The sequence below is a fragment of the Streptomyces justiciae genome (assembly GCF_015163075.1).
GTDB lineage: Bacteria > Actinomycetota > Actinomycetes > Streptomycetales > Streptomycetaceae > Streptomyces > Streptomyces justiciae.
In genome coordinates, this window is the sequence record NZ_JADDXU010000004.1 from 381,191 (window position 1) to 399,829 (window position 18,639).

The following is an 18,639-nucleotide window of genomic DNA, read 5'->3' on the forward strand; positions in this document are numbered from 1 at the left end:
GGCTCGGTCACGCGGGGAGGAAGCCCGGCCACCAGGGCGGCACGTTTCCCGGGCACAGCGGGTCGGGATAGGAGTCCGGCATGCCGAGCCACGTCACCAGGAACCACGCCAACCACAGCGTGAGGACGAGCCCCGCGGCCCAGGCGGTCTTGCGGTGCCGTCTTCCGAGCGTGCTCCGTACGGCGATCCACGGGACGGCGGCGGCGATCCATATGAGAGGCGTGAGGAACAGCAAGGTCATGCCGTTGGCCGCCGCACCGTTGCCGGTGTCGCACGCGGCCCAGGCCCTCCCGATCGCGGTGACGGACACCGCCGCGGTCAGCCCGCCGAGGAGGACCCCGCCGCCGACTCCCGTGAGCCGAGGGCTGGACGGACCCGCCGACCCTGCTTCCACGCCTGTCTCCCCCGTCGATGTGGCTGGTTCGTCGTGTAGGTCGTCTCGTCCTAGTCCTCTGGTTCCCAGGCGCGCAGCAGGTCGAGAAGGCCCCGGTCTCCGTCGATGCGCATGGAGGGGGCGGGGATGCGGTCGTAGAAGTACAGGACCAGCTCGCTGGCCGTGCCGTGGACGGAGGCGTCGGCAGCGATGACCGGTTCCGTGCCGGGTGCGGGGAGACGTTCGTAGCGTGCGCCGGCGCCGTCGAGGGTGAGGCGCCAGGAACGGCCCTCTGCGGCGTGGAAGTCGAAGGCCGTGGGCTGGTGCGGCCACGCGCTCGTCGTCGCGATGCAGGTGGACAGGAAGTCCTCGACACCGTCGAGCGCCACCTCGGTCGGCAGCGGTTGCGGGGCACCCACGGCGAGTTGAGCGTCGTAGGTGTGCACCGCGATCTCCTGGAGCTGGTGCCGGGCGACCGCACCGCAGGTGCGCGGCGACTGCGAAGCGCCCCACCACGTCCAGCAACCGCGGTCCGGCCCGGCTTCCCGCAGGGCGTCCAGCAGTTGCCGCGTTCCCGCGGCCAGCCATCCCGACACGAGCTCGCGGTCCTGGGGTGCCGTCGGGTCGCTCCGCGGCGCGCACTTGGCTGTGGCATCGGGACCCGCAGTGACCGTGGCGGCCCAGGCGCGGCGTCCCGCGCCCAGGTGCTGCACCAGATCCGACAGCGTCCACTCGGGGCAGGTCGGCACCGTTGTGTCGAGGTCGGGCGCGGCGGCGATCGCGGACCGGAACGCGGCGGACCGCTCGTCGATCAGCCGCAGCAGGTCAGGGAACTCAAGGGTCTCGTGCACCACGGATGTCTATCACCATGATCCGGTGGGCGAACAGCGAGATTCCGTCATGACCGCCTCCGCGCTCTCGGGCTTCTGCCGGGCCGCCGCCGACAGAGCCTCGGCCGTCGCCGGGTCCGCCGGCAGGAACGCCTCCAACTTCAACTCGGCCAGCGTCACATCGACGGCGGTGGCGAACGTCGTCACGGTCGTCATCAGGCGCAGCTCACCGTACGAGGACCGCAACCGCAGCGGAACCGCGAACCCCAACACCCCAGCGGACGGAGGGAGTTCGGGCACGTACCCGGTCAACTCGGCCCGCAGTTCCTCCAGGTGGCCGAGGCGGGCCAGGACGTGGCGGGCCCATTCGGCGAGGTTGAGGATGCGGGGAGCCAGCCCGTCGGGATGCAGCGCCAGTCGGTAGACGTTCGTGCCCGGCCCCACCAGTTCGGCCGCCGCGCCCTCGGTGATCAGGTCGAACGCGGAGTTCGCGGCGATGAGATCACCGCCCCGGTCCACCACCAGTGCCGGATACGGCAGATGCCCGCGCAGGATGTGGTCGATCGCCGTGCGGACGGGGGCCAGCACCGGATCGTCGAGCCGGCTCTCCGGGTAGGCGGGAGCGTACCCGGCGGCCAGCAGCAACTCGTTGCGCTCCCGCAGCGACAACTCCAGCGACTCGGCCAGGCGTACGACCATGTTCCGGCCCGGCACCGACCTGCCGGACTCGATGAAGCTGAGATGCCGCTGGGTGGTGCCCGCCCGCAGCGCCAGGTCGAGCTGGCTGAGATGACGGCGGGTACGGCAATCGCGAAGCGTACGAGGGAAGTCCACGCACCTGTTGTAACGGCGCCGGAGGGGCCCGGGCCATTCCTCGCAGGGAATTGCCGCCACTCCCGCCGGACTTGAGCATGGCCGCCATGGACATCGGTGTACTTCTTCCGACCGGCACCGCCCAGTGGGGCGCCGGCGACGACCCTCGCGAGCTGGTGGGCTTCGGCCGCCACGCCGAACGCTCGGGTTACTCCTCGCTCTTCGTCAACGACTCCCTGATCAGCCCGCGCATCGAGGCGCTCACGATGCTGGCCGCGCTCGCCCCGGCGACCGAGACGGTGACGCTGGGCACGGCTGCCCTGCTGCCGTTCCTGCGGCGGCCGATCCAGGCCGCGCAGTCCCTCGCGTCGATCGACCTGCTGTCGGGTGGCCGCCTCGCGGTCACGGTCGGCGCCGGTTTCCCCGGCCGTTTCGGGCGGCCCCTCTATGAGCTGTCCGAGCTGCCGTGGGAGCGGCGCTTCGCCCGCCTGGACGAGACCGTCGCCCTGTGGCGGGCCCTGTGGAACGGCGCCGACGCCTTCCACGGCGACATCCTCCGCTTCTCCGCCATCCCGCCCACGACCAGGCCGTTCCGATCCGGCGGCCCGCCTGTGTGGCTCGGCGGCGCGACCCCCGCGGCGCTCGCCCGCACCGGCCGCCTCTACGACGGATGGCTGCCGTACCCGCCCGACCCCGCCGACTACGCGACCGGCCTCCACGACCTCCGCGAGGCGGCGGCCGACGCCGGACGCGGGGCCGAGGACATCACCCCCGCGCTGTTCGTCTCCGTACGGATCGACGACGACGCCGAGAGCGCCCGCCGGACCACGGACGCCTACGCGCGGGCCACGTACGGCATGCCGCTGGAGGAGCTGGAGAAGATCCAGGCGGTGGTCACGGGCTCCGCCGACCAAGTGCTGGAAGGCCTGGGACGGTACGTCGACGCCGGCGCCCGCCACCTCGTCGTACGCCTCGCCGCCCTGGACCTGGACTCCCAGCGGGCCCAGCTCGAACGGTGCGCAGAGCTGCTCCCCGCTCTGCGCACGCGCGAGCCCGTCAGCGGTGCAGGCGGGTGTTGAGGCGGGCCGCCTGGCGGGTGAGGTGGTCGCGTTCGGCGAGGTTCGGGGCCTGGTGGGCGGCCTCGGCGTACAGGCGGGCCGCCGTCTTCAGGTCGCCGTCGCGCTCGTGGAGGTAGGCCGCCACCGCCGTGTGCCGGGGCAGTGCGGAGTCCAGCTCGGCGAGGGCGGCCAGGCCGGCGCGCGGTCCGTCGGCCTCGGCCACGGCGACGGCGCGGTTGAGCCGGACCACGGGGCTGTCGGTCAGGCGCACCAGCTCGTCGTACCACTCCACGATCTGCACCCAGTCGGTCTCCTCGGCGCGGGGCGCGTCGGCGTGCAGGGCGGCGATGGCGGCCTGGGCCTGGTACTCGCCCAGCCGGTCACGGGCGAGGGCCGCCTGGAGGATCTCCACGCCCTCGGCGATCAGGCGGGTGTCCCACCGGCCGCGGTCCTGCTCGGCGAGCGGCACCAGGCTGCCGTCCGGCGCGGTCCGGGCGGCGCGGCGGGCGTGGTGGAGCAGCATGAGGGCGAGCAGCCCGGCCGCCTCGGGATGGTCGACGGCGGCCGTGAGCTGCCGGGTGAGGCGGATGGCCTCGGCGGCGAGGTCGACGTCGCCCGAGTAGCCCTCGTTGAAGACGAGATAGAGGACGCGCAGGACGGTGGCGACATCGCCGGCCTGGTCGAAGCGGACGCCGGAGACGGTGCGCTTGGCGCGGCTGATGCGCTGCGCCATGGTCGCCTCGGGCACCAGATAGGCCCGGGCGATCTGCCGGGTGGTCAGGCCGCCGACGGCGCGCAGGGTGAGCGCGACGGCGGACGACGGGGTCAGGGAGGGGTGGGCGCACAGGAAGTACAGCTGGAGGGTGTCGTCGACCGTGGACGTGGGACCGGGCGCCGGTTCCTCCTCGAACCGGTCCTCGCGGCGGCGGCGCGCGGTCTCGGCGCGGGTCGCGTCGAGGAACTTGCGCCAGGCCACGGTGACCAGCCAGCCCTTGGCGTCCCGCGGCGGGTCGGCCGGCCACACCCGCAGCGCCTCGACGAGCGCGTCCTGCACGGCGTCCTCGGCCGCCGCGAAGTCCGCTCCGCGGCGGACCAGGACGGTGAGCACGCTCGGGGTGAGGCTGCGCAGCAGGGCCTCGTCCATCGGTGGGGTCACTCCGTGACCGTGCAGTGCGCGCTCATGACCGGCCGGACCTCCAGCCACTCCTGGATCGGCCTGCCTCCCGCCCCCGGCGCGGCGGACAGCTCCGCGGCCAGCTCCAGTGCCCGCTCGTGACTGTCGACGTCGATGATCGTCCAGCCGGCGATGAGGTCCTTGGTCTCGGCGAAGGGGCCGTCGGTGACCGGCGGGCGCCCCTCACCGCCGTAGCGGACCCACGACCCCTCCGGGGCGAGCGCCTGACCGTCGACGTACTCGCCGGACTTCTCCAGCCGTGCCGCGAAGTCGTTCATGTACTGCACATGCGCAGAGATCTCCTCCGGCGTCCACTGGTCCATCGGCACGTCGTTCACCGCCGCAGGGGCGCCGCGGTAGTGCTTGAGCAGCAGATACTTGGCCATGATCGCTCTCCTCGGTGCTGGTGCGGCCCATTGTGGCCGGGTCCACCCCGGGGACGGAGCCGGACGCGGGATCTCGACATCGTCGGCGGGCGGTTTTTCCCGGCCCCGGCACGCGATACTTCCCCGGTGCTGCTGACATGGATCGCCGAAGTGGCGGACGAGCCCTTGGTGCTGGAACCCGCCGACCGGAAGCTGGAGTGCGACACCAACACCTGGTGGCTGGGCGCGGGGGACGAGGACAGGAGGTCGCTGGCCGTGTCCGACGTGGTGGCGGCTTTCGAGCGGGCGGCTTCAGCCATCCGGGTCCGGGTCCGTGAGCTGGGGTTCTCCGGTGCGGTGACGTTCTATGTGTGGCACGACGCGCAGGCCGGGCAGCTCAGGTGCTCGACGGGGTCCGTGACCGCGGACGCGCTGCCGTTCCGCGGCGACCACCTTCCTTCCGACGACCTCGCGCCGATCGTCGAGGAGTTCCTGGCGGACGGGGAGCCGGAGCCGGGGCCGCTGCGTGTCTGGGTGAGCAGCGTCGGAACAGCCGAACGCCCGGCCGGGGAGTCCCGGCCGGGCGTTCAGCCCGAAGCGTTCAGAGGCTGATCAGCTCACCTCGGTGATCCGCCAGCGCTGGTTGGAACCGGAGTTGGCCTGCCACGTCGTGACGGCCGCGCCCTCGTTCGTCGCCTGGCCGCCGACCTCGAGGAGTCGCCCGGTCGCCTGGTTCACCAGCGTCCAGGTGCCGTCGCCTGTGGTCGAGAGGATCCACTCGGTCGCCGGGTCCCGGTCGCCGGTGTCGGGCTCGATCACCGGCACGTTGTCCCGTACGGCGAGCCGCTTGCCCTCGGCCGGGTTGGCGAAGACGTAGCGGGCCCGGTTGCTGCCCTTCTGGCCGTACTTCGCCTCAAGGCGCCACTCCTGCGCCACCGTGCCGTTCGCCGAGTTGATGACCAGGTTCGTGCCGTTGGCGCCGACGGTCACTGCCTTGCCGCTCTGCACCCCGGTCAGCGTGTAGGACGCGCCCTTGCTGAACAGGCTCGCGTCCTTCGCGACACCGGAGACGCCCTTGACGGCGAAGGAGGTCACGGACTGCGCGGGGACGGTGTACGTCGCCTTGCCGTCGACGACCTCGACCGGCGCCTGCTGCACCAGCTTGCCGGCCGCGTCGGTCACGGTCGGGGTGACCGTCGCGTTGTCCTTGATCTTCCCGAACTTCGACAGGTCGATCGTCACCGCACGGGGCGCGGTCGTGGAGTTGACGTGGACCAGCGAGGCGCCCTTGCCGTCCTTCGTGACCGCGGCGGCGCTGGAGGTGTCGTTCACCTTGATCAGGCTGTCGCCGGGCTTGATGAAGTGCGTGAAGTTACGGGCCGTGTCGAACTTGGTGTTCGTGTAGATCGGGCAGGACTGGAGGGTGTCCGTCGACGTGCAGCTGAACGGGAGCTGGACGGAACCCCAGTTGCCGCCCTTGGCGGACTCGCCGCCCGGCTTCATGTTGTCGTAGTCCTCGACCGGCTGCCAGAACACCCAGGCCTTGGGCTCCAGTTCGCGCAGGTCGTTGACCATCTGCTGGGCGAGGCCCAGGCCGGGGCGCATGTCGGTGAAGCTCTGCCCGTCGCCCCAGTCACCCTCGACCTCGCTCATCCACAGCGGCTTGTCGGCCGCCTTGGCCAGGTCGCGGACGGTGGTGCGCTGACCGGTGCCGTACGTGTGGACGTTCATCTGGCCGACGAGGTCCTTGGACGCCTGGGAGTAGGAGTTCCAGTTGGTCGCGAACAGACCGGGGTTGGTCTCGTCCATCGCCGATATGTCGGCCTTGACCTTGGCCTTCTTCAGTGCGGGCGCCAGCGCGGCGAGTACCTTCTCCTGCATCGCGGGCCCGATGTGCGCACCCTCCTGACGGCCGCCCACCGGCTCGCCGTTCGCGTCCAGACGGGTGCCCCAGTAGCCGGTGTTGGGCTCGTTGAACGGGTCGACGGTGTCGACCCTGATGCCCTCGGACTTCTCCAGCCGCTTCGTCGCCCCGGCGAGGTAGGCGGCGAAGTCACCGACCGAACTCTCCTTCAGCTGCTCGGCGTTGGCGTTGAACCCGCCCGAGACGTAGCCGCTCTCGGTCATGAACCACGGCGGGGAGTTGGAGAACGTCTCCCAGTGGTCGATGTCGTTCTTGATCCGCTCGACCCACCAGCGCTGGGTGGCGTCCGCGTCCGGGTTCCAGTCGGCGGCGTCGTCGGCGTTCCACCAGTCGGTGTCGGTACGGGTCGTGCCCGCCGGCGCCTTCCACCAGCCCTCGACCGCGCCACCGGCGCGCAGGTAGTCCTTCACGTCGGGGGCGTTGCCGCCGCCGATGTTGTAGCGCGCGATGTTCAGCGCCAGACCGTCGTCACCGAAGAGCAGATCGGCGAGCTTCTCGCGGATCTCCTTCGGGTAGTCGCCGGTGGCGTTGGCGAACCAGACCAGGCTGGTGCCCCAGCCCTCGAACCGGTCCTGCTTGTACGACGGATCGGGCTGCACGGTGACCGACGCGGTGGCCGTGTCGGCCTGCGCGAGCGGCGCGGGCACCGAGAGCAGTGCCGCTCCGGTCGCCAGCGCGGTCATCGACGCGGCCCCGAGGAACCGTCTGCTGCGGGTGAGTCCTGCCATCGTGTGCTCCCAGCTTCATAGGTGGAAACGCTGCGGTGGTCCCTCCCGCCGGACGTACGGGGAGGGGAGTGCCCCGGGCGGGCCATGTGCCGCCCGGGGAGACAACTGCGGTCAGACCAGGGGCCGGCGGACCACGCCGACCTCGCGCGGCCCGAGGACGAGCCCGCCGTCGCCAGCCGTGCCGTACAGCACGTCACCGGCGAACCCGGGCAGCGGCACCGTGTCGTCGGTGCGGTTGACCAGGAACAGGAACTGCTCCTCGGTGTTCTTCCGGACGACCAGCTCGACCCGTCCGCGCGCCTCGGCTGGGAGTTCGCTGTGCACGCCCGCCGGTTCGAGCAGACGCGGCAGCAGCGCGGTGAGCCCCGCGACGCCGAGACGCGTGGAGACGTACGACGCCGAACCGGCCGCCGCCGTACGGCGGGTGACCGCGGGCCGCCCGGCCTGGTTGCCGGAGTCGTAGCGGGCGAGGACCTCGGTCCGGTCGTCGGCCAGGGTGATGCGGTCGGTCCACAGGGTGCCGGTCGAGCCGTCGTCCAGGGCCACCGACTCGTCGGCGAGCAGCGGCCCGAACTCCTCGACGCGGATGCCGAGCAGCTCGCGCAGGGCGCCGGGGTAGCCGCCGAGCCAGATGTGGTCGTTCTGGTCGACGACGCCGGAGAAGTAGGTCGTCACCAGGTGGCCGCCCTGCTCGGCGTAGCGGGTCAGCTCCTTGGCGAGCTCGGCCGGCATCACGTGCAGGACCGGCGCGATCAGCACGTCGTAGCGGGCGAAGTCGCTCTTGGTGGTGATCAGGTCGGCGCGCACGCCGAGCGCGAGGAGCGCGGAGTACCAGTCCAGGCCCTCCTGGCGGTAGTTGAGGAGCGAGGTGGGGTGGGAGTCCTGCTCGCTCGCCCACCAGGAGTCCCAGTCGAAGACGATGCCGACCTTGGCGCTCTCCCGGCTCGAACCGGCCACCGGGGCCAGCGTCCTGAGGGTGGCGCCGAGTTCGGCGACCGCGCGGAACAGCTCGCTGTCGGCGCCGGCGTGCGGGACCATCGCCGAGTGGTACTTCTCGGCACCGGCCGCCGACTGCCGCCACTGGAAGTAGCAGACGGCGTCCGCGCCGTGCGCCACGTGCAGCAGCGCGTCACGGGCCATCTCGCCGGGCCGCTTGGCCACGTTCACCGGCTGCCAGTTGACCGCGCTGGTGGAGTGCTCCATCAGGAACCACGGCCGGCCGCCCGCGATGCCGCTGGTGAGGTTCGCGGAGAAGGACAGCTCGTCGCGGGACTGCGGGCCCGGGTGGACGTAGTGGTCGTTGGAGACGAAGTCGATCTCCTCGGCCCAGTCCGCGTAGTTCATGCCCTTCGTCTCGCCCATCACCATGAAGTTGGTGGTGACCGGGACGTCCGGGGTGATCTCCTTGAGCAGGTCCCGCTCGGCGCGCAGATAGTCCTTCAGGACGTCGGAGGAGAACCGCTTGAAGTCCAGCTGCTGCGTCGGGTTCGGGTGCGAGGCCGCGAGGCGCGGGGGCAAGATCTGCTCCCAGGCGCTGTAGCGCTGCGACCAGAACGCCGTGCCCCAGGCGTGGTTGAGGGCCTCCAGCGTGCCGTAGCGGGCGCGCAGCCAGTCGCGGAAGGCGCGGGCCGCGTCGTCGGAGTAGTCGTAGACGTTGTGGCAGCCCAGCTCGTTGGAGACGTGCCAGGCGACCAGCGCGGGGTGGTCGGCGTAGCGGGTGGCCATCTCGCGGACCAGGCGCAGGGCGTGCTCGCGGAAGACGGGGGAGGTGGGCCGCCAGTGCTGGCGGGCGCCCGGCCACAGGGTCTCGCCGGTCGCGGTGACCGGCAGGATCTCCGGGTGGGCCGTGGTCAGCCACGGCGGCGGGGAGGCGGTGGCGGTCGCCAGGTCGACGCCTATCCCACCCGCGTGCAGCAGGTCCATGACCTCGTCGAGCCAGCCGAAGTCCCAGGTGTCGGCGGTCGGTTGCAGGCGCGCCCAGGAGAAGATCGCCACGGAGACGACGTTGACACCGGCCTCCTGCATCAGCCGGACGTCCTCCTCCCACACCTCCCGGGGCCACTGCTCGGGGTTGTAGTCGGCGCCGAAGGCGAGACGCGGGGTGAGGTCACCGTCCGCCCCGCGGCGGCGGGAGTGGAGGGTGGAGATCATGGCGGTCCTTCCGAAGGGGTGGTGCACGGGGGCGGCGCGGCCCGGGAGCCGCGCCGCCCGGCGTTCATTGCTTCCGCGAGAAGTGCTTCTCGGCTTCCGCGAGAACTACTTCTCGATGGTGAAGCCCTGCTCCTCGCCGTACTTGATCGAGGCGTCCTGCCAGGCCTTCAGGCCGTCCGCCAGCGAGGTGTTGGAGACGTACGCCTTGCCGACCGTGTCGTTGAAGATCGAGTTCGCGTACTGCTGGAACGGCAGGTAGGACCAGTCGCTCGCCACGTTCGCCGCGGACTCGGCGAAGATCTTGTTCGCCTCCTGGCCGTCGAAGTAGTCGAACTTCTTGCTCTGGAACGCGGGGTCCTCCAGCTGCGCCTTGGTGGCGGGGAAGGCGCCCTCGGAGACGCGGGTGGCGACACCGGCACCGGAGTTGGCGTACTCGGTGAAGGCGTAGGCGAGTTCCTTGTTCTTGGCCAGCGCCGGGACGGTCAGCGAGGAGCCGCCGTTCTCCGCGCTCGCCTTGTCACCCTTGGTCCAGGCGGGCATCGCCGCCGCACGCCACTGGCCCTTGGCGCCGGGGACGCCGGTCTCGAAGTTGGCGGGCATCCAGGCGCCGGTGGTCAGGGTGGCGATGGTGCCGTCGCCGAGGCCCTTGTACCAGTCGTCGGTCCAGCCGTTGATCGGGGCGAGCAGCTTCTCGTCGATCAGCTTCTGCCAGACGGTCTCGAACTTCTTCGCGCCGGCGTCGTCGAAGTTGATGCCGACCTTGGTGCCGTCGACCTTGTACGGGCGCGAACCGGCCTGCCACAGCATGGAGGTGGTGAAGCCCGCGTCACCGGCGTCGTTGGCGATGTACGCCTTCGGGTCGGCCTTGTGGATCTTGCGGGCCGCGTCCAGGTACTCGTCCCACGTGGTCGGGACGGCGACCTTGTACTTGTCGAAGACGGTCTTGTTGTAGAACATCGCCATCGGGCCCGAGTCCATCGGCAGGCCGTAGACCTTGTCGCCGTCGCTGACCGCGTTCCACGGACCGGCCGTGTACTTCGAGGCGAGCTTGTCGGCGCCGTACGGGGCCAGGTCGGTCAGGCCCTTGGTGAGGGAGTACTGGCCGAGCGCGAAGTACTCGACCTGGGCGACGTCCGGGACGCCCTTGCCGGCCGAGATCGCGTTGGACAGCGCGGTGTAGTGCTTGTCGCCGGAGCGCTCGCTGACCAGGTTGACCTTGACCTTCGGGTACTTCTTCTGGAAGTCGGCGGCCACGGTCTTCAGGGTGGGCTCCCAGGCCCAGACCGTGATGGAGCCGCCCTTGTCCAGGGCCGCCTTGATGTCGGCGGCGGAGACGGCCTTGGTGTCGGAGTCGTCGTCCGAGCCGCCACAGGCGGTCACGCCGAGGGCGAGGGTGGAGACGAGGGCGATGCCGCGCAGGATGCGGCTCGTTGTTCTGCGCATGGAGGTGCTTCCACTTCTTCGTGGGTGGGACAGGTGAGGGTGGTGGTGCTTCAACGGGTGTTTCAGGGGTGCTGCATTGGGGGGTTCGGGGGCGTCACTCCTTGACGCTTCCGGCGGCCAGACCGGACTGCCAGTACTTCTGGAGGAACAGGAAGGCGGCGATCAGGGGGATGATCGTGATGAGGGAGCCGGTGATGACCAGGTTGAAGATCACGTCACCGCCGATGGTCTCCGCCTGCGAGTTCCAGGCGCTCAGGCCCAGGGTCAGCGGGTACCAGTCCGGGTCCTTGAGCATGATCAGCGGCAGGAAGTAGTTGTTCCAGGTGGCGACCGTGGTGAACAGCAGCACGGTCACGATGCCCGGGGCCAGCAGCGGCAGCGCGACCTGGAAGAAGGTCCGCACCTCGTTCGCCCCGTCCATCCGGGCCGCTTCCAGCAGCTCGGTCGGGATCGCCTCGGCGGCGAACACCCACATCAGATAGAGGCCGAACGGCGAGACCAGCGACGGGATGATCACGGCCCACGGGGTGTCGGTGAGCCCCATCTTGCTGAACATCAGGAACGTCGGCACCGCGAGGGCCGTACCCGGCACGGCCACGGCGCCGATGACGACGGCGAAGATCCCGCGCTTGCCGGGGAAGTCGAACTTCGCCAGCGCGTACCCGCCGAGCACCGCCAGCAGCGTCGCGCCACCGGCGCCGAGCACGACGTACAGCAGGGTGTTGAGCAGCCAGCGGACGAAGATGCCGTCGTGGTAGGTGAAGGTGGTGCGGATGTTGTCCCACAGGGCGAAGTCGTGGGCGAACCACAGTCCGTTGGAGGAGCCCAGACCCGCCTGCGTCTTGGTGGAGTTGATGACCAGCCAGATCAGCGGCGCCACGGTGTAGAGGACCATCAGGGCCATCAGCCCCGTGAGCAGCAGGCTGCGTTTCGGCTTGCCCGGGGTGTGCTTCTTGCGCGGGGTGCGCAGCGGGGACGCGCTCTTGGCGGGGGGAGCGGCGACAGAGGTGCTCATCGGGTCACGCTCCCTTGCGCATGCCGCGCAGCTGGACGGCGTAGGCGACGATCATCGTGAGGACGCCCATGATGATGGCCACCGTCGCGGAGTAGTTGTGCTGCTGGCCGTTGAAGGACAGCGAGTACGTGTAGAAGTTCGGCGTGTAGTCGGTGGTGATGGCGTTGCGCGCCAGCGGGCGCAGGATGCTCGGCTCGTTGAAGAGCTGGAAGCTGCCGATGATCGAGAAGATCGTCGCGATGACGATCGCGCCCCGGATCGCGGGCAGCTTGATCGAGCTGATGATCCGCCACTGACCGGCGCCGTCGATCTCCGCGGCCTCGTACAGCGAGGTCGGGATCACCCGCAGCGCGGAGTAGAAGATCAGCATGTTGTAGCCGACGAACTCCCAGGTCACGATGTTGCCGATGGAGGCGAGCACCCAGTCGGGGGAGAGCAGGTCGGGCAGCGAGGTGCCGAACGCCTCGTTGATGTCGCCCACCAGGCCGTACTTGGTGCCGTACATGAAGCCCCACATCAGGGTGGCGACCACGGCGGGCACGGCGTACGGCAGGAAGATCGTGATCCGGAAGAAGCTCTTGCCGTAGAGCCGGCCGCTGTCCAGCGCCAGCGCCACCAGCAGGGCGATGCCCAGCATGATCGGCACCTGGATCGCCAGGAAGAGCGCCACCCGGCCGACGGCCTGCCAGAACTGGTCGTCCTTGAGGGCCTGGGTGTAGTTGTCCAGGCCGACGAAGTGGTTGCCGCCGATGAGCTGGTTGCGGTAGAGGCTCAGATAGATCGAGTACGCGATGGGCGCGAGGAAGACCAGCGCGAAGACCGCCACGAACGGGCCGATGAACCCCCACCCCGTCCACGAGCGTCGGTCCCGTTTCGCCGGAGGCGGTGCCGGGCGCGGCTCGGCGGCTGCCGGCGGTTGCAACGTTGTCATGATCGTTCCTCGCTCGTTCACTCATGGAACCCCCGCCCGGCACTGGTTTCCCGTGCAGGGCGGCCGCGATGTTTGCGTAAACATCGATCAGCAGAAAAAGTGACTTGAGCTGTTATGTTTACGTAAACATCCGATGGCGGCATGTCTACACTCCTCCGATGACACAGGTCAAGGGCCTCCCCGGAGGATCGTGATCAAAGCGATGCAAGGAGAGGCAGGGGGTAGCAAATGGACGCGACACACGACTCGCCGCCGCAGGCGCCGCGCCGAGGCCGCCGCGTGGGCCGTCCCTCGGTCTCGATGGCCGACGTGGCGCGGCTGGCCGGGGTGTCCTCCCAGACCGTCTCCCGCGTGTCGAACGGCTACGCAGGCGTCAACGAGGAGACCCGCCGCCAGGTCCTCGACGCCATGCGGGAGCTGGGCTACCGCCCCAACAGCGCCGCCCGCGCCCTCAAACGCGGCGAGTTCCGCACCCTGGGCGTCATCACCTTCTCCCTCTCCACGACCGGCAACGTCCGCACCCTGGAGGCGATCGCGACCGCGGCGGCCGCCGAGGGCTACGCCGTGACCCTGCTGCCCCTGGCCGTCCCCACCCAGGACGAGGTGCGCGGCGCCTTCTCCCGGCTGCAGGAACTCGCCGTCGACGCGGTGATCGTCATCATGGAGGTGCACCTCCTGGACGCGGCCACCATCAACATGCCGCCCCGCGTCCAGGTGGTCGTCGCCGACTCCGACGCGGGGGACCGGTATACGGTCGTCGACACCGACCAGGCCGGCGGCACCCGCACCGCCGTCGAACACCTCCTCGGGCTCGGCCACCACACCGTCTGGCACCTCGCCGGCCCGGAGGACTCCTACGCCGCCCAGCGCCGCACCGACGCCTGGCAGGCCACGCTCACCGAGGCGGGCCGTCCGGTGCCGCCGCTGGTGCGCGGCGACTGGTCGGCGGGGTCCGGCTACCGGGCGGGCCTGGAGCTGGCCGCGCAGCAGGACTGCACGGCGGTCTTCACGGCCAACGACCAGATGGCCCTGGGCCTGCTGCGCGCCCTGCACGAACGCGGCCGGCGTGTCCCGGAGGACGTCAGTGTCATCGGCTTCGACGACATCGCCGAGGCGTCGTCCTTCCTGCCGCCCCTGACCACCGTCCACCAGGACTTCGCCGAGGTCGGCCGCCTCTGCGTCCAGGCGGTCCTGCGCAAACTGCGCCACGACGACACGCCCCACGGCACGACGCTGGTGCCGACGCGCCTGATCATCCGGGAGAGCGCGGCGCCGCCGAGCGGAGACTGAGCGGCGGGTGCGGTGGTCGGCTACGGCTACGGTGACGGCTGCGTGTCCGGGGCGGGCCTGGTGTGCCGCTTGTCCAGGGGGGTGTGGGGCCGGTGTTCGGTTGAGGCTTATCGTCTGGAGCGGTCCGGGTCCGGTGTTGGGCTGCGGCTTATGGTCCCGAGAGGTCCGGGCCGGGTGTTGGGCTGCGCCTCATCGTCCGGGGCCCCGACCCGGCGTTCGGTCACGGCTGCTCGTCCGGGGTGGGTCGGACCAGGCCCGTCCGGTAGGCGATGACGACGAGTTGGGCCCGGTCGCGGGCCTCCAGCTTCGTCATGGCGCGCTGCACATGGGCGCGGACGGTGAAGGGGCTGAGGAACAACCGCTCGGCGATCTCCTGGTTGGACAGGCCGGTCGCGACGAGGGCCACCATCTCGCGTTCGCGCGGCGTGAGCCGGTCGAGCCGTTCGGGGTTCTGCGGCGGGACGGTGTCCGGTATGGCGAGGAAACGGGCGACCAGGGAGCGCGTCGCGGCGGGGGACAGGAGCGTGTCGCCGTCGGCGATCGTCCGCACGGCGTTCAGCAGGTCGTCGGCCCCGATGCCCTTGCCGATGAACCCGCCGGCTCCCGCGCGCAGCGCCTGGGCGACGTATTCGTCGGTCTCGTAGGTGGTGAGGACGAGGATGCGGCTCGCGCGCAGTTCCGGGTCCGCGCAGATCTCCGTCGTGGCGGCGAGCCCGTCCACCTCGGGCATACGGATGTCCATGAGCACCACGTCCGGGCGCAGCTCCCGGGTGAGCCGCACCGCCTCTCGGCCGTCGCCGGCCTCGCCGACCACGGTGATGTCGTCGGCGGAGTCGAGCAGCAGGCGGAAGGCCTGGCGCAGCAGCGCCTGGTCGTCGGCGAGCAGCACGCGGAGCGTCATGACGCCTCCCCGTCGCGCCGGTCGCCGCTGTGTCCGTCGGGTGCCGTGTCCTTGGCGGCTGGCAGGGGCAGGTGGGCGGAGACGAGGAAGCCGCCCTCGGGTTGCCTGCCCGCGGACAGGTGTCCGCCGACCGCGGTGGCCCGCTCGCGCATCCCGATCAGACCGTAGCCGGGCGGACGGTCAGGCAGCGTGGAGGCACTCGCAACGGCGGAAGACATCGGGGGAGTGTCTCGTCCGTCGTCGGCGACGGTGATGGTCAAGCGGTCGCGCTCCCAGGCGAGTTGCACCCGGGCGTCGGAGGTGCCGGCGTGCTTGGTCACGTTGGTCAGGGCCTCCTGGATGATGCGGTAGGCGGTGAGGTCCACCCCTGGTGGCAGCGGCCGGACGGTGCCCTTCTGATGCGCCGTCACCTGAAGCCCCGCGCGGCCGAAGGACTCCAGGAGTGCGGGAAGGCGGGCCAGCCCGGGTGTCGGTTCCGCGGGTGCCGCCGCGTCCCCGGACTGGCGCAACAGTCCTACGGTGGCGCGCAGTTCGTCGAGCGCGTGGCCGGTGGTCTCGACGAGTTCCTTGAGGCTCTGACGGGTCTGCTCCGGGCGGGCGTCGAAGAGGTGGGCGGCGACCGTGGCCTGCGCGTTGGCGAGGGTGATCTGATGGGCCACGAGGTCGTGCAACTCCCGGGCGATGCGCACCCGTTCCTCGGCCACTCGCCGGCGCGCCTCGCCCTCCCGGCTCTCCTCGGCGCGCTTGGCCCGCTCCTCCATGGCCGCCAGATAGGCCCGCCGGTTGTGGGCCGAGTGGCCCAGTACGCCGGCCACCAGGGGGAACGCCGCCACCGCCCCGATCCTGCTCGCGTCCTTCCAGGACAGGGCTCCGAGCAAGGGAGTGGAGGCGACCACCAGGGCCACGGAGGTGAGCGACACCGCGCTCACCGCGTGCCGTTCGGTGCGCGCGGTGAGCGAGTAGGCGGTGATCACGGCGGGGGCCACGATGAGCGGGCTCAACAGCAGGTCCAGGGACGGCGCGAGCGCCCCGGCGGCTGTCGTGACCGCCATGGCGGCCAGGGGTGCCCGGTGCCGCAGCGGCAGCACGGCACAGGACACCACGGCGATGACGTAGGCGGCGACGGAGGGCGCTCCCAGTGTGCGGCCGTCGTCCTGGAGGACGCCGCCGAGCAGACAGAGCGTGAACGCCGTCCCCGTGATCGCTGCCTCCCGCCACCACGTGCCGCGTGGTCGCAGTCCCTCAACACCCCTGTCAGTCATGGCGGGTTCAGTCCCGGCCGACCGGGAACCGCCGTACCGCGGCGTCCGACTCGGTTGCGTGGGCCGGGACTTGGCGGTTCAGTTTCTCCCCCTCGATGTCCACATTCGGCAGCACACGGTCGAGGATACGGGGCAGCCACCAGGCCCGGTGGCCGAGCAGCGCCAGGACCGCGGGCGCGATCGCCATCCGCACCACGAAGGCGTCGAAGGCTACGGCGGCGGCCAGTCCGACGCCCATCGTCTGGATCGTCGGGCTGCTCATCCCGATGAACCCGGCGAACACGCTGATCATGATGATCGCGGCGGCGGCCACCACCCGACCGCTGTGCCGGAAGCCGTTGACGACCGCGTCACCGGGCGAGGCGCCATGGACGTACGCCTCCCGCATCCGGGTCAGGAGGAAGACCTCGTAGTCCATGGCCAGACCGAAGACGATGCCGATGATCAGAATCGGCATCAACGACATGACCGGCCCGGTCTGTTCGATGCCGATCAGGTCCGCCGCCCATCCCCATTGGAAGACGGCGACGAGGACGCCGAAGGCGGCACCCACCGACAGCAGGAACCCGAGCGCGGCCTTGACCGGGACCAGGACCGAGCGGAAGACCACCGTCAACAGCAGCACGGCCAGGCCGATGACCACGGTCAGGTAGGGGAGCAGGGCGTCGGACATGGCCTGGGAGATGTCGATGTTCATCGCGGTGGTGCCGGTGACCAGGACGTCGGCGCCCGTGTCGGCCTCGACGTCGGAGATCGCGCTGCGGATCGTGTGCACGAGGTCCTTGGTCGCGCCCGTGTTGGGCGCGGTGTCCGGGACGGCGGTGAGGACGGCCGTGTCCTCGGCCCGGCTGAGCACCGGATCGCCGACCGACGCGACGCCGTCGACGTCCCGTACGGTCCTGACGACCAGGTCTGTGGTGGCCCGCACGTCCCCGGACCCGGAGGTGTCGACGACCACGGTCAAAGGGCCGTTGAAGCCGGGGCCGAAGCCTTCCGACATCAGGTCGTAGGCGCGGCGCTGGGTGGTCTCCACCGACTTCGACTCGTCTCCGGGCAGACCAAGTTCGAGGCCCAGGGCGGGAAGGGCCACGGCCCCGAGGCCCAACCCGGCGATCATCAGGACGGGCACCGGACGGCGCAGCACGAACCGCGCCCAGCGGGCGCCGAGTCCGGGCCGGCCGGTGTCAGGCACCGGACGCGGGGATGCGTCGCCCGACCGGATCGCCTTGCGGACGGCGCGGGGCAGCATCCGCCGGCCGAAGAACCCGAACAGCGCCGGGACCAGGGTGAGGGCGACGAGGACGGCGAGGGCCACGGCGCCCGCGCCGCCCAGGCCCATCTTGGTGAGTTCGGGGATGCCGACCACGCCCAGGCCGACCAGGGCGATGAAGACGGTCGCACCGGCGAAGACGACGGCGGACCCGGCCGTGCCCACCGCCCGCCCCGCGGCCTCCTCGGGCGCCCTGCCCTGGGCGCACTCGTGTCGGAAGCGGGAGGTGATGAAGAGCGCGTAGTCGATGCCGACCGCCAGCCCCAGCATCAGGGCCAGGATGGCGACGGTGGAGGTCAGCCCCAGCGGCACGGCCAGCGCCGCGACCAGACCGAAGGCGATGGCCACGCCCACGAAGGCGGTCAGCAGCGACAGTCCGGCCGCGATCAGCGACCCGAGGGCGAGCACCAGCACCACGGCCGCGACCGCCACGCCCACGATCTCCGTCGTACCGCCCGGCTCTTCCTCCGCGTCCAGGGCGGAGCCACCGATCTCCACGGTCAGCCCCGTGTCCCGGGCCTGTCGCGCGGCGTTCGCGAGGTCGTCCTTCGACGCCTCGGTCAGGTCCACGGCGTCCGCGGTGTAGGTGATCGTGGAGTATGCGATGGTGCCGTCCTCGCTGACGGCGCCGCTCTCATAGGGGTCGGTGGCCGACGCGACCTGAGCGCCGTCGTCCAGCGAGCCGAGCGCGTCCTCGACCGCCGCCCGGTTCTCCTTGGCCGTCACCCGTTGGCCGTCCGGCGCCCGGAACACCAGACGGGCCTCCGCCCCCTGGGAGTTGCTCTGCGGGAACCGCTCGTCCAGCAGGTCGAACGCCTTCTGCGACTCGGTGCCGGGCATGGAGAGGTCCTCCTCCTCTCCGGCCGGCGCCAGCGCGGCGGCGGCGACGGCCAGCACCAGGACACCGAGCCACACACCGCCCACGAGCCGACGCCGCCGGAAGGCCCACCGTCCGATCCGGTACAGCAACACAGCCACTTCTGATCACTCCAGACACCGCTAGGCAAGGGGAATTGCGCGGATCTCACGCGCCTCCAACCCTTCCTTCCGGTGCCTCGCCGGACATCGTTCCCCGCTGCCGTCTGTCCCTGGTGCACCTGGACCAGCGACC

Annotated in this window: 16 protein-coding genes; 3 read left to right on the top strand and 13 right to left on the bottom strand. The window is 70.8% G+C overall.

Translation table 11 applies throughout. The features are described 5' to 3' along the window. Positions 1-7: 7 nt before the first annotated feature. From IQ210_RS47210 to IQ210_RS14180, 3 genes are read right to left on the bottom strand one after another with little or no spacing between them, the layout of a single operon-like run. Complete coding sequence (locus tag IQ210_RS47210) at positions 8-394, bottom strand: hypothetical protein (RefSeq protein ID WP_256780746.1); 387 nt, start codon at positions 392-394, stop codon at positions 8-10. 50 nt (positions 395-444) lie between these two features. Beyond that, on the bottom strand, positions 445-1,224 hold the full coding sequence (locus tag IQ210_RS14175) for a maleylpyruvate isomerase family mycothiol-dependent enzyme (RefSeq protein WP_194079334.1): 780 nt from the start codon (positions 1,222-1,224) through the stop codon (positions 445-447). Between the two features lie 12 nt (positions 1,225-1,236). Continuing rightward, positions 1,237-2,037 carry a helix-turn-helix domain-containing protein gene (locus IQ210_RS14180; RefSeq protein ID WP_322656364.1) on the bottom strand — a complete coding sequence of 267 codons (801 nt, stop codon included), beginning with the start codon at positions 2,035-2,037 and terminating at the stop codon, positions 1,237-1,239. An 86-nt stretch (positions 2,038-2,123) separates the two neighbouring features. On the opposite strand from IQ210_RS14180, the gene IQ210_RS14185 reads away from it, so the two are divergent. Beyond that, on the top strand, positions 2,124-3,095 hold the full coding sequence (locus IQ210_RS14185; protein ID WP_194079335.1) for an LLM class flavin-dependent oxidoreductase: 972 nt from the start codon (positions 2,124-2,126) through the stop codon (positions 3,093-3,095). Here the strand turns inward: IQ210_RS14185 and IQ210_RS14190 are convergent. Together IQ210_RS14190 and IQ210_RS14195 are read right to left on the bottom strand one after the other, a co-directional pair. Then, a complete protein-coding gene (locus IQ210_RS14190; protein ID WP_194079549.1) occupies positions 3,073-4,218 on the bottom strand; it encodes an RNA polymerase sigma factor in 1,146 nt (381 codons plus the stop codon). The two genes, IQ210_RS14185 and IQ210_RS14190, sit on opposite strands and share 23 nt — an antisense overlap. A gap of 8 nt (positions 4,219-4,226) precedes the next feature. Next, entirely contained in the window at positions 4,227-4,634 is a 408-nt protein-coding gene (locus IQ210_RS14195; protein ID WP_194079336.1) for a YciI family protein, read from the bottom strand. A gap of 126 nt (positions 4,635-4,760) precedes the next feature. On the opposite strand from IQ210_RS14195, the gene IQ210_RS14200 reads away from it, so the two are divergent. Further along, positions 4,761-5,225: a hypothetical protein gene (locus IQ210_RS14200; RefSeq protein ID WP_194079337.1), complete on the top strand. Its 465-nt coding sequence runs from the start codon at positions 4,761-4,763 to the stop codon at positions 5,223-5,225. Here IQ210_RS14200 and IQ210_RS14205 read toward each other — a convergent pair whose 3' ends face one another. The 5 genes from IQ210_RS14205 to IQ210_RS14225 form a co-directional block, all read right to left on the bottom strand. Continuing rightward, on the bottom strand, positions 5,226-7,265 hold the full coding sequence (locus tag IQ210_RS14205; RefSeq protein WP_194079338.1) for a glycoside hydrolase: 2,040 nt from the start codon (positions 7,263-7,265) through the stop codon (positions 5,226-5,228). 111 nt (positions 7,266-7,376) lie between these two features. Continuing rightward, positions 7,377-9,416, bottom strand: coding sequence for a beta-galactosidase (locus IQ210_RS14210; protein WP_194079339.1), 2,040 nt, complete (start codon positions 9,414-9,416; stop codon positions 7,377-7,379). A 105-nt stretch (positions 9,417-9,521) separates the two neighbouring features. Continuing rightward, entirely contained in the window at positions 9,522-10,859 is a 1,338-nt protein-coding gene (locus tag IQ210_RS14215; protein WP_194079340.1) for an ABC transporter substrate-binding protein, read from the bottom strand. 94 nt (positions 10,860-10,953) lie between these two features. Beyond that, the gene (locus tag IQ210_RS14220) at positions 10,954-11,874 is read right to left on the bottom strand and encodes a carbohydrate ABC transporter permease (RefSeq protein WP_194079341.1); all 921 of its coding nucleotides are present in this window, start codon (positions 11,872-11,874) and stop codon (positions 10,954-10,956) included. Positions 11,875-11,878: 4 nt separating this feature from the next. Beyond that, on the bottom strand, positions 11,879-12,805 hold the full coding sequence (locus IQ210_RS14225; RefSeq protein ID WP_194079342.1) for a carbohydrate ABC transporter permease: 927 nt from the start codon (positions 12,803-12,805) through the stop codon (positions 11,879-11,881). 300 nt (positions 12,806-13,105) lie between these two features. Between IQ210_RS14225 and IQ210_RS14230 the strand changes: the two genes are divergently transcribed. Continuing rightward, positions 13,106-14,095 (top strand): LacI family DNA-binding transcriptional regulator, encoded by a 990-nt coding sequence (locus IQ210_RS14230; protein WP_194079550.1) that lies wholly within the window; start codon positions 13,106-13,108, stop codon positions 14,093-14,095. 220 nt (positions 14,096-14,315) lie between these two features. Here IQ210_RS14230 and IQ210_RS14235 read toward each other — a convergent pair whose 3' ends face one another. From IQ210_RS14235 to IQ210_RS14245, 3 genes are read right to left on the bottom strand one after another with little or no spacing between them, the layout of a single operon-like run. Then, on the bottom strand, positions 14,316-14,996 hold the full coding sequence (locus tag IQ210_RS14235) for a response regulator transcription factor (protein ID WP_194079343.1): 681 nt from the start codon (positions 14,994-14,996) through the stop codon (positions 14,316-14,318). Continuing rightward, a complete protein-coding gene (locus IQ210_RS14240) occupies positions 14,993-16,258 on the bottom strand; it encodes a sensor histidine kinase (protein WP_194079344.1) in 1,266 nt (421 codons plus the stop codon). Before IQ210_RS14240 ends, IQ210_RS14235 begins: the two co-directional genes overlap by 4 nt. A 7-nt stretch (positions 16,259-16,265) precedes the next feature. Further along, entirely contained in the window at positions 16,266-18,506 is a 2,241-nt protein-coding gene (locus IQ210_RS14245; RefSeq protein WP_194079345.1) for an MMPL family transporter, read from the bottom strand. Between the last annotated feature and the right edge of the window lie 133 nt (positions 18,507-18,639).

Bases quoted from the DNA above. Each gene is read 5' to 3' on its own strand.
- IQ210_RS14210 (WP_194079339.1), bottom strand. From the start codon at position 9,416: ATGATCTCCACCCTCCACTCCCGCCGCCGCGGGGCGGACGGTGACCTC.
- IQ210_RS14185 (WP_194079335.1), top strand. From the start codon at position 2,124: ATGGACATCGGTGTACTTCTTCCGACCGGCACCGCCCAGTGGGGCGCC.
- IQ210_RS14235 (WP_194079343.1), bottom strand. From the start codon at position 14,996: ATGACGCTCCGCGTGCTGCTCGCCGACGACCAGGCGCTGCTGCGCCAG.
- IQ210_RS14225 (WP_194079342.1), bottom strand. From the start codon at position 12,805: ATGACAACGTTGCAACCGCCGGCAGCCGCCGAGCCGCGCCCGGCACCG.
- IQ210_RS14215 (WP_194079340.1), bottom strand. From the start codon at position 10,859: ATGCGCAGAACAACGAGCCGCATCCTGCGCGGCATCGCCCTCGTCTCC.
- IQ210_RS14240 (WP_194079344.1), bottom strand. From the start codon at position 16,258: ATGACTGACAGGGGTGTTGAGGGACTGCGACCACGCGGCACGTGGTGG.
- IQ210_RS14205 (WP_194079338.1), bottom strand. From the start codon at position 7,265: ATGGCAGGACTCACCCGCAGCAGACGGTTCCTCGGGGCCGCGTCGATG.
- IQ210_RS14195 (WP_194079336.1), bottom strand. From the start codon at position 4,634: ATGGCCAAGTATCTGCTGCTCAAGCACTACCGCGGCGCCCCTGCGGCG.
- IQ210_RS14190 (WP_194079549.1), bottom strand. From the start codon at position 4,218: ATGGACGAGGCCCTGCTGCGCAGCCTCACCCCGAGCGTGCTCACCGTC.
- IQ210_RS14220 (WP_194079341.1), bottom strand. From the start codon at position 11,874: ATGAGCACCTCTGTCGCCGCTCCCCCCGCCAAGAGCGCGTCCCCGCTG.
- IQ210_RS14230 (WP_194079550.1), top strand. From the start codon at position 13,106: ATGGCCGACGTGGCGCGGCTGGCCGGGGTGTCCTCCCAGACCGTCTCC.